Here is a 14,709-nt window from a genome sequence, read left to right as displayed (position 1 = left end):
ATTTTAATAGATAAAATAAAAAAACCTGAAGCTCGAAGCTTCAGGCATATGACCTAGCGGAATTCCGCCATCAGTTCATCGAATGTGTCGTTTTCCAGCGTCATTTCTTTTTTGATGAGCGGCTGGTCAAGATATCCTTCAATGTTCTCCTGGTAGGATTTTGCTTCCTGGTCGTGGTAGATGATGCCCTTCAGAAGACCGTCATACTCCATGACGTTCTGCATCGCATTCTTTGCATCCGTATGATCAAAGTCTTCGATATCCTCGACGGGTATCAGGTTCTCCTTGAACCAGTCGTAGGTGTTCACCTTGTTGTAGGTCACACACGGACTGAATACGTTGATGAAGCTGAATCCTTTGTGATCCATCGCCTGCTGGATGATTGCCGTCAGCTGTTTGATGTCCGAGCTGACACTCTGGGCAACGAACGTTGCACCACTTGCCAGTGCCGTTCTGATCGGCTGTATCGGATTCTCCTTGGAGCCTTCCGGTGTCGTCTTCGTGACGAACCCTTTGCCGGAGGACGGGGAAGTCTGCCCTTTGGTCAGACCGTAGACCTGATTGTCCATGACGATGTACGTGATATCGATGTTTCTTTTCAATGCATGGACAGTATGTCCCATGCCGATTGCGAAGCCATCTCCATCCCCGCCGGAGGCGATGACTGTGAGATCATCATTTGCCATCTTGACACCTTGGGCCACTGGAAGACTGCGTCCGTGCGTGGAGTGGAAACCGTATGATTTGATATACCCGCTCAGACGGCCACTGCAGCCGATGCCGGTAATGACAGCGAGCTCATCCGGCTCGAGCCCATTGGCAGCACACGCTTTCTGTATGGCTGCCTGGACACTGAAGTCTCCGCAGCCCGGGCACCAGTTCGGTTTGATATTATTTCTAAAGTCTTTGAATGTCGCCATTACATAACTTCCTTTATTTTAAGAATCGAGTTGATATGCGTTTCAATCTCTTCAGGCTTGAAAGGCGTGCCATCATATTTGACGTGGGAACGGATTCTGTCATGTCCCGGATAGTTCATCTTCAGTACGCTCTGCAGCTGTGCACTGTAGTTCTGCTCTATGACGAGTATCTCCTTGGCGCCATCGAGGTACGGTCTCAAAGCATCGATCGGGAACGGGTGGATCTGCTTGAGATTGACTGTCGTCACATCCGCATCGATCCGTTCGGCCGCTTCCCTGGCGACGCCGTTGACACTGAGGAAACTGAGTATCAGGAGATCGCTGTCCACATTGCCCTGGACCTTGAATGGTTCCTCCATCGTAAAGTCCTTCAGCTTACGCATCCGCTTGTCCATCTGCACCTGGCGGTTCTCCGGACTTTCATTCGGTGTGCCGGTCGGGCTGTGCTCGACGCCGGTCACATGGTGGATGCCGCCCTTGATACCCGGGATCGGTCGATGCGATATGCCATCTTCCTCGTCACCATAGCGTTCGAAGTACTCATCCGCCTGATCTTCAATATCTTCAGTAATTGTCTTGCCGCGGTTGATTTCCACCCTGGAAACGTCAAATGGCGCAGATGACTGTTTGCCGAGTGACATCTGCAGATCGGACAGCATGATGACCGGCACCTGATAGTACTCGGCCAGGTTGAATGCTTCTATCGTTGTGTAGAATGCATCTTCAACGTCAGAAGGTGCGAGTACGATTTTAGGAATATCTCCATGTGTGCCGTAGATCATCTGCATGAGGTCCGACTGCTCCTGTTTTGTCGGCAGACCCGTCGATGGTCCCCCGCGCATCGTATCCACGATGACCAGTGGTGTTTCCGTCATGCCTGAAAGACCAATCGACTCCATCATGAGTGACAGACCCGGTCCTGCAGATGAGGTGAAGCTTCTTGCACCTGCGTAGTTGGAACCGATCGCCATGGTCACTGCTGCGATTTCATCTTCCGTCTGGATGACAGTGCCACCGACCTTCGGCAGGTTGTTGATCATATATTCCATGATCTCACTCGCCGGTGTGATCGGATATGCCGCCATGAATCTTACACCTGCATTCAGTGCACCGAAACTGATGGCATCGTTGCCGATCAGGAACAGGCGCGGTTCGCTGTCCGATGGCAGCATTTCAAAGTCGCCCTTGATTCGCACCATCTCATCATCCATCAGCTGATAGCCCTGGATCAGCGCTTCATGGTTGGCATCGACGATCTCCTGCCCTTTTCTGATGAACATCGTATAGATCATATCCTTGAAAGGCTGAAGTTCAAGGTTCATCAGCCTGGCGCTGGCACCGATTGCCACCATGTTCTTCATCAGCTGGCTGCCAAGTGCTTTGGCAGTCTCTGTAAAGGGAATGGACACAAGCTGTACATTCAGGTTTTCATCTTTTTCAGGACTGAATTTGCTGTCGGCAAGAATGATGCCGTCCTGAACAAGCTCATGGCTGTTCAGGTCTATGGTCTGCTGGTCGAATGCAACAAGAATATTGATGTTGTCGCTGACCGCCCTTACTTCTTTAGTGGAAATTCTGACATTATTATTTGTATGGCCACCTTTGATACGGCTTGAAAAGTGCCTGTAGCTGTAAAGGTGATAGCCCATTCTATTCAGTGTGGTTGAAAATATTTCTCCAGTCGATTCAATGCCCTCGCCTTGCTGGCCACCGACTTTCCATGACAATTGTTCATTCATACACATTGCCTCCTTGTCCTTATGCTAATATACCAAAATTCAGGACAGTTTTCGATCATATGGACATGCCCAGAACGAAAATCAGCCTATTGGATGACCGCTATTCCTCAATGCGGATCTTGGCTATTTTATTGGTACCAGTATCGATGATGACACCGGAAAGGATACCCGCCCCTTCCTCCGGTACGTTATGGCGGACTGGCAGCTGATGGATGAACCGTTCGATGACTTCTTCTTTGCGTATGCCGAGTATGCCGTCCTTGAATCCTGTCATGCCGACATCAGTAATATATTTTGTTCCACCCGGCAGTACTTGTTCATCATTCGTCTGGACGTGCGTGTGCGTACCGACTACAGCATCCACCCTGCCATCCAGGTAATGGCCCATGGCGAGGCTTTCACTTGTCGTCTCACTATGGAAGTCGACAAAGATTTCATCAGCTTCCACACTTTCGAGTATTGCGTCCGCTTTTCTGAACGGACAGTCGATGGCATCCATGAAGCTGCGTCCCTGCAGATTCATGATGAGCAGCTTTACGCCATTTACATTGACGACACCATACCCCTTGCCGGGTGCTCCTTCCGGAAAATTGGCCGGACGGACCATGCGGATATCCTGTTCCATGAATTCATAGACATCCCGCTTGGCAAACGCATGGTTTCCAAGGGTGATGAAATCCGCTCCACTTGTCAGGATCTCCTTATAGATCTTTTCAGTAATTCCCTTGCCGTGGGCAGCGTTCTCACCGTTGACGATGGCCACCTGGGCACCGTGCTCCCGTTTCAGTCCCAGAAGATGCTCCGACAGCATTCTTCGACCGACTTTTCCTACAATATCTCCAATAAATAGAATACGCATTCGATTTCATCCTTTAAATTCAATTTGATGTTTATTATACATGTTTTAGGGAAACTATAATTTATAAAAAACTTAGGAGTGAACAATTTGACATTATCCATCGATCCGAAAGAATTTGCGAAACTGGCCCTTATGGCGAATCCTTCAAACAGCGAAAGCATTGAAGACAAAGCGAAAGACAGCCTTGAGCTCTACTTGAGTGCCTATAAGCTCGCTGAAAAATACGAAAGATTTTCCAACACCACCCAGGAGACAAGCGAAGCTTTCAGCAGCATCAGAGATATCGATATCAATATGTAAATATAGACTAAAATAAGAAAACCAGCAGGATATCCTGCTGGTTTTCTATTTGGCATATTCTACTGCCCGCATTTCTCGGACCACTGTCACTTTGATATGTCCAGGGTACTGCAGTTCTTCTTCAACCTGCTTCTTGATATCTCTTGCAAGACGGTGGGCTTTCAGATCATCCAGTTCATCCGGCTTGACCATGACGCGTATTTCGCGGCCGGCCTGGATGGCGAATGTCTTCTCTACACCACTATATCCTTCAGCGATGGCTTCAAGTCTTTCAAGACGCTTGACGTAATTCTCAAGTGTCTCTCTTCTTGCACCTGGTCTTGCTGCACTCAGCGCATCGGCTGCTGCAACAAGAATCGAAATGATGCTTGTCGGTTCGACATCGCCATGGTGCGAATGGATGGCATTAATGACCGTACCATGCTCCTTGTAGCGTTTGGCGAGTTCCACTCCGATTTCGACGTGGCTGCCATCCACCTCATGGTCGATGGCCTTGCCGATGTCATGAAGCAGTCCAGCTCTTCTTGCCAGCTGCACATCTTCACCGAGTTCACTTGCAAGCATGCCAGCAAGATAGCCGACTTCAACAGAGTGCTTAAGCACGTTCTGGCCGTAGCTGAGTCGATACTTCATCTTACCGAGGTGCTTGATGAGTTCAGGGTGAAGATTGTGAATATCAAGTTCGAAAGCAGCTGCTTCCCCTGCATCACGAATATTCGTCTCCATATTGCGTTTGGCTTTATCCACCATTTCTTCAATGCGTCCTGGATGGATTCTGCCATCCTGCACAAGGTCTTCAAGTGCGTTCTTGGCAATTGCCCGACGAATGGGATCAAAACCTGAAAGTATGACCGCTTCAGGCGTATCATCAATGATGAGGTCGACACCCGTCAATGTTTCCAGTGTACGGATATTACGACCTTCCCTGCCGATGATGCGGCCTTTCATTTCGTCGTTTGGTAATGTAACGACTGATACTGTCGATTCACTTGTATATTCTGCTGCATATCGCTGGGCAGTCACAGCAAGCAATTCCTTCGCTTTCTTATCCACGTCCAGCTTCATCTGGTTCTCTTTCTCTTTGACCATTACAGCCATATCATGTGACAGTTCCCGCTCCACTTCTGCGAAAATTTCATTACGCGCCTCTTCGCGCGTAAGTCCGGAGATGCGAGTGAGTTCTTCTTCTTGCCGACTGATGATTTCTTTAATCTTATGATCCTCGGCATCAACCATTTGCTGTTTTTCTTCAATTTTGGCTTCTTTGTGATCCAGTGCCTCATCCTTTTTGTCCAGGACTTCGCTTTTCCTATCAAGAACTTGTTCCCGATTCAGCAATCTGGATTCCTGTGCCTTGAGTTCATCTCTCTTCTCACCGGATTCACGCTCGAACGTCTCCCTGAGAATCTGATTCTCCTCTTTTGCCTCGAGCAGCTTTTCTTTCTTGAGGCTGTCACCCTGCTTCTTCGCTTCATTGATGATGTGCTCAGCAGAACTTCGCGCCTCTTGCTGCCGTTTAGTCAAAGTGTTTCTGACGATAAAATATCCGATTACAACACCTAGAATAATGCCAAGCAAGATTAAGAAAATGTCTATCATGTCCACAATAAACACCTCCCTAACAGGCTCTAGCTATTGTTGTATATAATATCATGCATAATCAATATTATATATATACAATTCTAAAGATAAACACAAAAAAACGCAAGCACCAGAACGTCTTATTTGCATTCTGGTGCTCACTGGTCATACACTTATTCGTTTATAGTTCTTCCTCGTCAAACAGCTTGTCTGAAGCAGCTTCCTCTTCAGACGCATCTCCGTCCTTATCTTTGCCGAATCCGAGTGCATTTCGCAGTTTCGTTTCGATCTCCTCGAGCAGTGCAGGGTTGTTGGTAAGATGCTCTTTGGCATTCTCCTTACCCTGTCCAAGCCGTTCGCCTTCATAGGAGTACCATGCACCGCTCTTTTCAACGATGTCATTCTCGACACCCAGGTCGATCATTTCACCCGTCTTCGAGATGCCTTTACCGTACATGATATCCACTTCTGCAACACGGAATGGTGGAGCCACCTTGTTTTTGACCACTTTGATCTTCGTACGGTTACCGACGATGTCCGTACCCAGTTTGAGCTGTTCGGCACGTCTGACTTCAAGACGGACGGAGCTGTAGAACTTCAGTGCACGGCCACCGGATGTCGTTTCCGGATTCCCGAACATGACGCCGACCTTTTCACGGATCTGGTTGATGAAAATTGCTGTCGTGTTACTTTTGGAAATCGCACCGGACAGTTTTCTCAATGCCTGTGACATGAGTCGCGCCTGGAGACCGACGTGGGCATCCCCCATCTCGCCTTCGATTTCCGCTTTTGGTGTCAGTGCTGCTACGGAATCGATTACAACGATATCAACTGCACCACTCCTGATGAATGCTTCTGTAATTTCCAGTGCCTGTTCCCCTGTATCCGGCTGGGACAGGTAGAGGTTCTCTATGTCCACACCGAGATTCTGCGCATAGTCAGGATCCAGAGCGTGCTCTGCATCGATGAACGCTGCAATGCCCCCATTCTTCTGCGCTGATGCTATCGCGTGAAGTGCTACGGTCGTCTTACCGGAAGACTCTGGTCCGTAGATTTCGATGATTCTGCCTCTAGGGTATCCTCCGACACCAAGTGCCTTATCCAGCGTGATGGATCCGGTGGAAACTGTAGAAACTTTGCGTCCAGCATCATCTCCAAGTTTCATTACGGCGCCTTTGCCAAATGACTTTTCCATGTTCTTTATCACTGTATCTATCGCTTTTTGTCTCTCGTCCATAATTACCCTCCATTAATTCATTTCGTAATATATTATACCATATCGGATGCCAAAAAGCGAATATATGTTCGCTTTTAGTTCCCGTTTCACAACTTGCTGCAGCGGTTATCTTTCAACTGCAGATCAGGCTCGCAATTATGGCACAACTGTCAGAAACGCACGCGAAAATCATTTCGCCCCATCAGCCTTAAAAACTGCCCGGCCCTTATAGAAATACTCGATTCCGGACAATATCGTAAAGAATACTGCGATGTACATCGTTGCCATCCCTGGCGAAAATGGCACATACTGCGTAAGCATATCACCGAACAGAAGAAGTATCAGTGCGATCATCTGAAACACAGTCTTTATTTTGCCGAGCTGCCCTGCAGCACTCACATACCCTTGTTCGATCTGAAGTAATCTCAAACCGGTAACAGCAAATTCGCGGGCTATGATGACGACTGCAATCCATGAGGAGATGACCTGCAGTTCAACAAGGACGATCAGACCAGTCGTCACCAGCAGCTTGTCGGCCAGCGGATCAAGAAATTTGCCCATGTTGGTGATCAGGTTCCACCTTCTGGCCAGGTACCCGTCCAGAAAATCCGTCAGGGCAGCCACGATGAAGATGATGGCACCGATCATCTGGCTGACGGTAATTTCATTTCCTCCGAGCACACTCAAGGTACCCCAGCCGAAATCCACAAGTACAAATATCAGAAAGACCGGTATCAGAAGCACTCTGAATACAGTCAGCTGATTTGGTATATTCATGTCACTCCTCCTTTATCAGGTTGAATTCATAATAGACGGTGACTGCATTTCCGGCATCGGGGTTATCAAGAGGCTTCCCATCAATGAGGACATTGATACCGGTCGAATTGCCGAGTGTCAAATAGACGATTGAAGCCTCCGGGGAGACTTCATACTCCCCTTCAGTCAGGTTTTCGTAAGCATACGTGTTGCCTGCGTCATCCGTCAGTGTCACCCACGATTCGTTCTCGCCTGCGAGTGAAATGACCAGTGGCTCCACGACGTGAAGATCATAATAGAACGTACTGCCTTCGGAGCCACCATAGGAATAGTCGGTCGCCGGAGCTTCCTCCGGTTCTTCCGTCGGCGGCTCCTCTGTCTGTTCTGCCGTCTCTGAAGATTCTTCTTCGCTTTCCTCCGGCGGAGTGATGAGTTCCTCCTCCACATCGTAGATCGGTTTCTTCTCGAACAGATCCGTCTGTGCGCCGACCTGGAGCAGAACCATCCAACCGACGAAAAGGACACTGATCAGGACGAGGAAGCTGATCAGCACTTTCTTGAAATACTGATAATCCTCATTCTGAGACTGGTTCCGCTTTCTTTCATTTACGTTTTCATCAGGCAGCTCGTCTGCATACCTTTCCATGATGGCATCGGAATCGAGACCGACTGCCCGGGTATACTGCTGCAGCAGGAAAGCCGCATGAGCGGGCTCAGGCAATGCGTTTAAATCGCCCATTTCAATCAGTCTGATGATATCTTTTCTGATGCCCGACTTTTCCTGCATCTCCTTCAGAGTGATTCCTGACTGTTCTCTTTTATTTTTCAAATAAGCACCGAGTTTCATGGGTCCTCCCTACATTCCACCAAAGAAATTCATATCTTCATCTTCGAACCAGTGCTGTTTCTTATGCTTCTCATAAGTGATCTCCTGGTTCTCATCTTCTCTGAGTTCAATGATATAATCAAAATCTTCGAGCTTGTACTGCATGCCTTCAATAAAGAGATCCGGGTGTTCGATCACTTTGACAGCGGGGTAGCTCATGATTTCCCTGATCAGCTGCTTATGGGCATCCCCAGTGGAGTTCATGGTCACCGCCCCGTCGATGATGAACACATTATTCTCATCGTACTCACCTTTGAGCAGGCTTGTACGTTCTGTCTGCTTGATCAGCGTCGAAGAGAGGAAGAGCCATTTCTTCTTTGCTGTCACACTGCCCGCCACGATGGACTCCGTCTTTCCGACACGCGGCATGCCACGGACGCCGATGAGCTTATGGCCTTTCTCCTTGAATATTTCAGCCAGGAAATCCACCAGAATACCGATTTCCTCCCGGGTGAACCGAAAGACCTTCTTGTCCTCTTCATCCCTTTTGATGAAGCGGCCGTGTCTGACAGCGAGCCTGTCCCGTACTTGCGGCTTTCTTATTTTAAGTATCTGGATGTCATCGATATAGGCGCTCATATATTCGAAGCGCTTCAATTTGTTGAGTTCATCCGTACGGACCAGCAGTCCGCGCCTTCTGTTCTCCACCCCGTTGATCGTATCGATGCTGATGCCGAGGTTGCCGAGCAGCGAGGAGATGTCACCGAGCAGACCGGGACGATTGTTCAGAATTTCATATTCCATATACTGTTCAATATTTCTCTCGGGATACATCGGCTTTCCTTTTTCAGTATCACTCATGTATACCATCCCCCATTGATATTCAGAATTTCACCTGTGACAGATTGTGCTTCAGGAGCTAGCAGGTACTTCACAGCATGTACGACTTCTTCCTGCGCGACAAAGCGTGACTGCGGCAGCTCCTGAAGCAGAAATGCCTGGTCCGCCTGAGACAGCTCACTGGTCATCTTTCCATGAACAACGCCGGGTGCAACCCCATTTACCGTAATGCCGGTATCTGCAAGCTCTTTGGCAAGAGATTTGATGAGTGTCTCCTGGGCACCCTTCATGGCAGCATAGACACTTTCGTAGCTGGCACCATGACGGCCCCAAATCGAAGTGATGATGATGATACGCCCGCATCCACTTTTCTTGAGCTTTGGCAGGAGGACGTTGATGAACGTGATCAGTGATCGGATGGAGATGTTGTACTGGGCATCCACTTTTTCAAGCGGCGTATCCTGCAGCATGCAAAAAAGCGTTTCCCCAGGACACCAGATCAGACTGTCTGCATGATCGATACCCTTGAAAATATTTTCCACTGCTACGGCATCCAACGGTTGGGACAGATCAAGGAAATGATGTATGCCATCGTGATCCGGGGTCCGGGATCTGGAAAAAGACCAGATTTCGGCTGCATCCCGGAGGCCGGCATGGATGGCACTGCCAATATCGCCGGTACTACCGACGATGATATGCCTAGTCATGCGGTTTCAGTATGCATTCCACCATGTACCGGGTGTCCAGAACATCAGTGAAATGCCGTTTTACATCATCGATTTCAATGCTGTCTATGACTTCAGGCAGCTGATAGAGATCGTAGCCGTCCAGATAGTATTTGGTGTACTGGTTGGCGATATACTCCGGCGAATTCAGGCTGGAGAGGTAGTCACCGATGATTTCTCTTTTCTGGACCGTCAATTTGTCATCTGTAAAGAAATCGCTGTCCTTGACTGTCTCTATTATAGACGTAATCTCCTCTGTAAACCGTTCAGGCGCTTCCGTATTGGACGCAAACAGCAGATGGGAAAAGGCAGGCTCTTCAATATGGCTGAAATTGAAAGAGTCATCGATCAGCCCTTTTTCCATCAGTTCATAGTAGTACACCGACTGCTCGCCGAATACCATATCCAGTGCAAACATCACCGACAGGTCTCTTTTCAGACGTTCCATGGCGTCATTGCTACCCTGCTTATGTTTGAATCCGAGCATGACGCGTGTCTCCTCAACATCCATTTCAAGCACACTGCGGGGCTTGACGATTTCACGTGGTTCTTCGGGCAGCAGTCTTTCGATCTCTGGAGCATCCATGACATTCCGTTCCGACTGATGGGTATCGATGGACGCCATGACAGCATCAACATCGAATTCCCCGACGAGGATGAGCACCATATTGGATGGATGATAGAATGTCCTGTGGCACAGGAACAGATGGTCGCTGGTAATTTCACCAATCGAAGATTCCGTACCTGCAATATCGTCTTTGACCGGTAGATTATGATACATCTGATTCAATGTCTCAAAATAGAGCTTGTATCCAGGGTTATCCTGGTACATCTTTATTTCCTCACCAATGATGCCGACCTCCCTTTCGACCGTCTCTTCGGTGAAGTAGGGTTTTTCGACCATATCCATGAGCAGTTTCAGATTCTCTTCAAAAGACTCAGTCGTACTGAAAAGGTATGAAGTCCGATCATATGATGTGAACGCATTGGCGTTGGCGCCATATTTGGAAAAGAGATTGAAGACATCCCCATCCTCCTTTTCGAACATCTTGTGCTCAAGGAAGTGTGCAATGCCTTCTGGCACTTTGAAGGACTCCCCGTCCACCTTGAAATGATCGTCCATCGAGCCGTACTTCGTCGTGTAGGTGACGAACTTCTTGCTGTACTCGGGCTTCTGGATGATGAATACGTCGAGGCCATTGGCACACTGATGCTGGTATACACTTTCATCTATTTCAGGGTAATCAATTCTTTTCATCTTCGTCACTCCTTGTCAGTACGTATACAGTATCGAGGACTACCCGACTGCTGATCTCCTTGATCATCTCACTATCCACTGCAGCGAGCCGTTCTTCCCATGACTGTTCCTGTACGCCCTGGATCAGCCGATTGTACTCCATGGTGATCAGACCTTTCGGCTTATCCATGACTTCCTGCCTGTTCACTCTCATCATTCTTTTGACCTCTTCAACGAACTCCGCTTCGAATGCGCCTTCCCTTATTGCATCAAGCTCGGAGAGTATCGCAGCTTCCGCTTTTTCCACGTTGGCCGGATCGACACCGCCCATGACGAACAGATAGCCGTTTCTCACATCCACCTGTGAATGGATCTGATAGGCCAGACTCAGCTTCTCGCGGATGTTCCTGAACAGCAGGGAGGAGGCGGAACCTCCAAACATCTGATTCATGACATTGAATGCCATCTGCTCCTGCAGGTTACTGATGTTCACCCGGAATCCCATGTTCAGCTTCGCCTGTTCGATCTGCTGTGTATCCTTCGCTCTACTGACTTTCTCCACTTCACGGTATGGATATGCTCTGTGCTCGGACACAACCGGTTCTTCCCGTGAACAGATTGCGGAGAGATCCTGCTTGATGCTGCCATCCACTGCGCCGACAACCAGTATGGCCAGGTCATCGTCCGCCATCATCTGTTCATGCTCTGTTTTTATATCCAAAAGAGTGATCTCATCGATATCTTCCAGAACACCATGGGACAAGTACTTGTATCCTTCGTCCTTGAACATGACATCGATCATGGACTGGAAGCTCGACTGTGCCCTGTTATCCTTCATGCTCTTGAGACGGTTCTTATAGAGACGCTTCTCTTTCCTGAAGAAGTCTTCATACGACTCATCATAATGGACGGGGGTCTTTAGAACATCACGCAGCAGGCGGCACATTTCCCCTGCCACATCCAAATTTTCCTTGATGAACCTGTCATTGACGAATTCCATGCCGAAGGTGACGATATGGTCCTCACCTTTACGGCCGACATTCGAAGTCAGATGGGCACCATAGTAATGGGCGAGATATTTAAGAAGATCTGCCTCCTTCGAAAACTGGAGGGTTCTTTTGATCATCATCCTGGATAATATATTTCTTTTTGTTACGCGGTCTCTTTCAAGTCTGCTTCTGAACTGGAGCTGGACTGTTATGGTCTTGAACTGGTTCGTTTCGATGATGACTGCCGGGATATGGTTCACTTCAGTACGGTCTACTGTATACATGTATTACTCCTTATTCTTCATTCTGTACAAGTACGTTTCTCGGTTTACTGCCACTGCTTGGTCCGATGACCCCATTTGCCTCAAGGTCATCGATCAGACGGGCAGCCCGATTATAGCCAACCCTGAACTGACGCTGCAGAAGGGAAGCACTTGCACGCTGCTCTTCGATGACAAACCATTTGGCATCCGGGTAGAGCGTGTCCTCGGATTCCTTCTGCTCTTTTTGAACCGGTTTGTTCATGATCGATTTTTCGTAGTTGGCCTTCATCTGGCTTGTTATATAATGGACGACATCACTGACTTCGTTATCTGAGAGGAATGCCCCCTGGACACGGATCGGCTTGGATTTGCCGGATGGCAGGAAGAGCATGTCGCCTCGGCCCAGCAGCTTCTCTGCTCCCTGTGAATCGATGATGGTTCTGGAATCCGTCTGGGAGCTGACACTGAAGGCGATTCTTGATGGGATGTTCGCTTTGATGATACCGGTGATGACATCAACCGATGGTCTCTGGGTCGCGATGATCAGATGGATGCCTGCGGCACGCGCCATCTGCGCAATTCTTGTGATGGAGGCTTCAACATCTTTCGAAGCAACCATCATAAGATCGGCAAGTTCATCGATGATGACAACAATATAAGGCAGTTTCTGAACTTTTTCAGGTGTTTCACTTTCACGTTCCAGAAACTGGTTGTATGCTTCAATGTTACGTGTATTGGAATGGGAGAACAAGTCATATCTCCGTTCCATCTCGCTGACGATCCTATTCAGTGCGTCACTCGCCTTCTGAGGATTCGTCACAACAGGACTCAGCAGGTGCGGAATACCGTTATAGACGTTCAGTTCAACCATTTTCGGGTCGATCATCATCATTTTGACTTCATGTGGTTTTGCATTCATCAGGATGCTGATAATGATGCCGTTGATGCAGACGGATTTACCACTGCCGGTGGAACCGGCAACAAGAAGGTGTGGCATCTTATTCAGTTCAGCAGAAATCGGACTGCCGGAAATATCTTTGCCGAGGGCCACTTCAAGTGGATTATCACTTGTTCGCCGTTTGAGCACTTCACGCAGTGTCACCATGCTGATGACTGAGTTCGGCACCTCAATGCCGACTGCGGACTTTCCTGGAATCGGTGCTTCTATTCGTATATCCTTGGCAGCCAGGCTGAGTGCGATATCATTCTGCAGGTTGATGATCTTGCTGACCTTGACGCCGATATCCGGCTGGATTTCAAACTGGGTGACAGCAGGGCCGATACGGATTTTGGAGACTTTAGCGTTCACCCCGAAGTTCTTCAGCGTCTCTTCAAGAATCTTGCCCTGCTTCAGTACTTCCTTATTGCTGACCGTCTCGGAAACTTCAGCGTCGTTCAGCATGGTGATGGACGGCAGTTCGTACTCCTTCAGCTGTTTGATCTCTTCCTCATCAAAGGTTGAAGAGTCAACTTCAGCACCCTCATCTGTCGCATCATAATCATCCGCAAAGTCTTCATTCTCATATTCAATTTCTGTGGATTCAGTGCTTTTTTTCTCAATTTCAGCTGTCGTACCGGAATCTGCAGCCGTTTTATCTGCAGTCGCTCCACTGTTTTCAATGGCTTCCGTCCGGTCGTATTCATGCATCGTTTCAATGATGGATTCATCTGCTTCAAAGGCGGCAGGCCGCTTCGATTTATCGGGCAGCGCCTCTTTTTCCGCTGCAATATCCTTTTTTGCGGACTGCTGCTTTTTCTTGGCAGGCGCCTTAGTTTTGGCATCCATTTTCTTCCTGTCCGATGTCTTTTCTCGCAGGCGTGAAAAGAGTTTGACCAGCTGGTCGAAAAGTGCCTTCAGGCCTCTGATGAGCGCATTCGCAATGCTCTTCAGCGCTTCTGATGTCTTTGCCATATCATGTGATATTGACTGCTCGATATTCTTCGATGTAATCAGCAGATAGCTGATATAAAGGAAGATCAGTCCGAGCAGCAGTGTACCCATCATGGATATGCCTGTGGACGAAAATGAAAACAGTACCTGGCCGATGACACCGCCACCGAAGAAGGCCATGATTCCGACTGTCTGTATCGTTTCCACAGTCTGCTGGAATGTATAGAAGTCTTCTATTCTTGCTCTGTCTACGATATAAAGCAGTGTGTGGAACAAGAACAGCAGTCCGAACTGCATCAGCAGATAACCGCCCATTCTGCGGGTAAGTGGCATTTTCTGCTCCGCTGCCAGATATATGCTTGCAAGAAAAAGCATAAGATATGTAAAATACCTGCTTGTACCGAAGAGGTAGGCAAAAAATGCATCGATGTATGTGCCTATGACACCGAGTTGGAAAATGGTGATGAACAAAATGACGATGAGAATAAAGGCGGAGATCGAATAATAGCTTCTATTATTCTTCTTCTTTTTCCGCGTCTTCCCTGTTTTCTTTGCCATCGTATGCTT

The 14,709-nt window shown here is 48.3% G+C and carries 13 protein-coding genes; 1 reads left to right on the top strand and 12 read right to left on the bottom strand.

Annotated features, from left to right (window positions below; genetic code table 11):
• Window positions 1-53 precede the first annotated feature (53 nt).
• The 3 genes from GQ671_RS01185 to GQ671_RS01175 all read right to left on the bottom strand — a co-directional run bounded on the left by GQ671_RS01185 (window position 54) and on the right by GQ671_RS01175 (window position 3,518).
• Window positions 54-920, bottom strand: a complete 867-nt coding sequence (locus GQ671_RS01185; protein WP_160651482.1) for a 2-oxoacid:ferredoxin oxidoreductase subunit beta — start codon at window positions 918-920, stop codon at window positions 54-56.
• Complete coding sequence (locus GQ671_RS01180) at window positions 920-2,659, bottom strand: 2-oxoacid:acceptor oxidoreductase subunit alpha (RefSeq protein ID WP_160651479.1); 1,740 nt, start codon at window positions 2,657-2,659, stop codon at window positions 920-922. Before GQ671_RS01180 ends, GQ671_RS01185 begins: the two co-directional genes overlap by 1 nt.
• A gap of 100 nt (window positions 2,660-2,759) precedes the next feature.
• Window positions 2,760-3,518, bottom strand: a complete 759-nt coding sequence (locus tag GQ671_RS01175) for a TIGR00282 family metallophosphoesterase (protein ID WP_160651476.1) — start codon at window positions 3,516-3,518, stop codon at window positions 2,760-2,762.
• Between the two features lie 87 nt (window positions 3,519-3,605).
• On the opposite strand from GQ671_RS01175, the gene GQ671_RS01170 reads away from it, so the two are divergent.
• On the top strand, window positions 3,606-3,818 hold the full coding sequence (locus GQ671_RS01170; protein WP_160651473.1) for a hypothetical protein: 213 nt from the start codon (window positions 3,606-3,608) through the stop codon (window positions 3,816-3,818).
• Window positions 3,819-3,863: 45 nt separating this feature from the next.
• Here GQ671_RS01170 and rny read toward each other — a convergent pair whose 3' ends face one another.
• The 9 genes from rny to GQ671_RS01125 form a co-directional block, all read right to left on the bottom strand.
• A complete protein-coding gene (rny, locus tag GQ671_RS01165) occupies window positions 3,864-5,417 on the bottom strand; it encodes a ribonuclease Y (protein ID WP_170288598.1) in 1,554 nt (517 codons plus the stop codon).
• Between the two features lie 163 nt (window positions 5,418-5,580).
• Window positions 5,581-6,636 (bottom strand): recombinase RecA, encoded by a 1,056-nt coding sequence (recA, locus tag GQ671_RS01160; protein ID WP_160651468.1) that lies wholly within the window; start codon window positions 6,634-6,636, stop codon window positions 5,581-5,583.
• A 168-nt stretch (window positions 6,637-6,804) separates the two neighbouring features.
• Window positions 6,805-7,392: a CDP-diacylglycerol--glycerol-3-phosphate 3-phosphatidyltransferase gene (gene pgsA / locus GQ671_RS01155; RefSeq protein ID WP_160651465.1), complete on the bottom strand. Its 588-nt coding sequence runs from the start codon at window positions 7,390-7,392 to the stop codon at window positions 6,805-6,807.
• Window position 7,393: 1 nt separating this feature from the next.
• The gene (locus GQ671_RS01150; protein ID WP_246153075.1) at window positions 7,394-8,200 is read right to left on the bottom strand and encodes a RodZ domain-containing protein; all 807 of its coding nucleotides are present in this window, start codon (window positions 8,198-8,200) and stop codon (window positions 7,394-7,396) included.
• 27 nt (window positions 8,201-8,227) lie between these two features.
• Window positions 8,228-9,031, bottom strand: a complete 804-nt coding sequence (locus GQ671_RS01145; protein WP_380645463.1) for a DUF3388 domain-containing protein — start codon at window positions 9,029-9,031, stop codon at window positions 8,228-8,230.
• A 23-nt stretch (window positions 9,032-9,054) separates the two neighbouring features.
• Entirely contained in the window at window positions 9,055-9,744 is a 690-nt protein-coding gene (locus GQ671_RS01140; protein ID WP_160651456.1) for an SDR family NAD(P)-dependent oxidoreductase, read from the bottom strand.
• Window positions 9,737-11,020 (bottom strand): EF-P 5-aminopentanol modification-associated protein YfmH, encoded by a 1,284-nt coding sequence (gene yfmH / locus GQ671_RS01135; protein WP_160651453.1) that lies wholly within the window; start codon window positions 11,018-11,020, stop codon window positions 9,737-9,739. Before yfmH ends, GQ671_RS01140 begins: the two co-directional genes overlap by 8 nt.
• Window positions 11,007-12,272: an EF-P 5-aminopentanol modification-associated protein YfmF gene (gene yfmF / locus GQ671_RS01130; protein ID WP_160651450.1), complete on the bottom strand. Its 1,266-nt coding sequence runs from the start codon at window positions 12,270-12,272 to the stop codon at window positions 11,007-11,009. Before yfmF ends, yfmH begins: the two co-directional genes overlap by 14 nt.
• 10 nt (window positions 12,273-12,282) lie before the next feature.
• On the bottom strand, window positions 12,283-14,700 hold the full coding sequence (locus tag GQ671_RS01125) for an FtsK/SpoIIIE family DNA translocase (protein ID WP_160651447.1): 2,418 nt from the start codon (window positions 14,698-14,700) through the stop codon (window positions 12,283-12,285).
• Window positions 14,701-14,709 lie beyond the last annotated feature (9 nt).

This window comes from Salinicoccus hispanicus (assembly GCF_009831115.1).
Classification (GTDB): domain Bacteria; phylum Bacillota; class Bacilli; order Staphylococcales; family Salinicoccaceae; genus Salinicoccus; species Salinicoccus hispanicus.
This window is presented reverse-complemented; position numbering and strand designations above follow the sequence as displayed.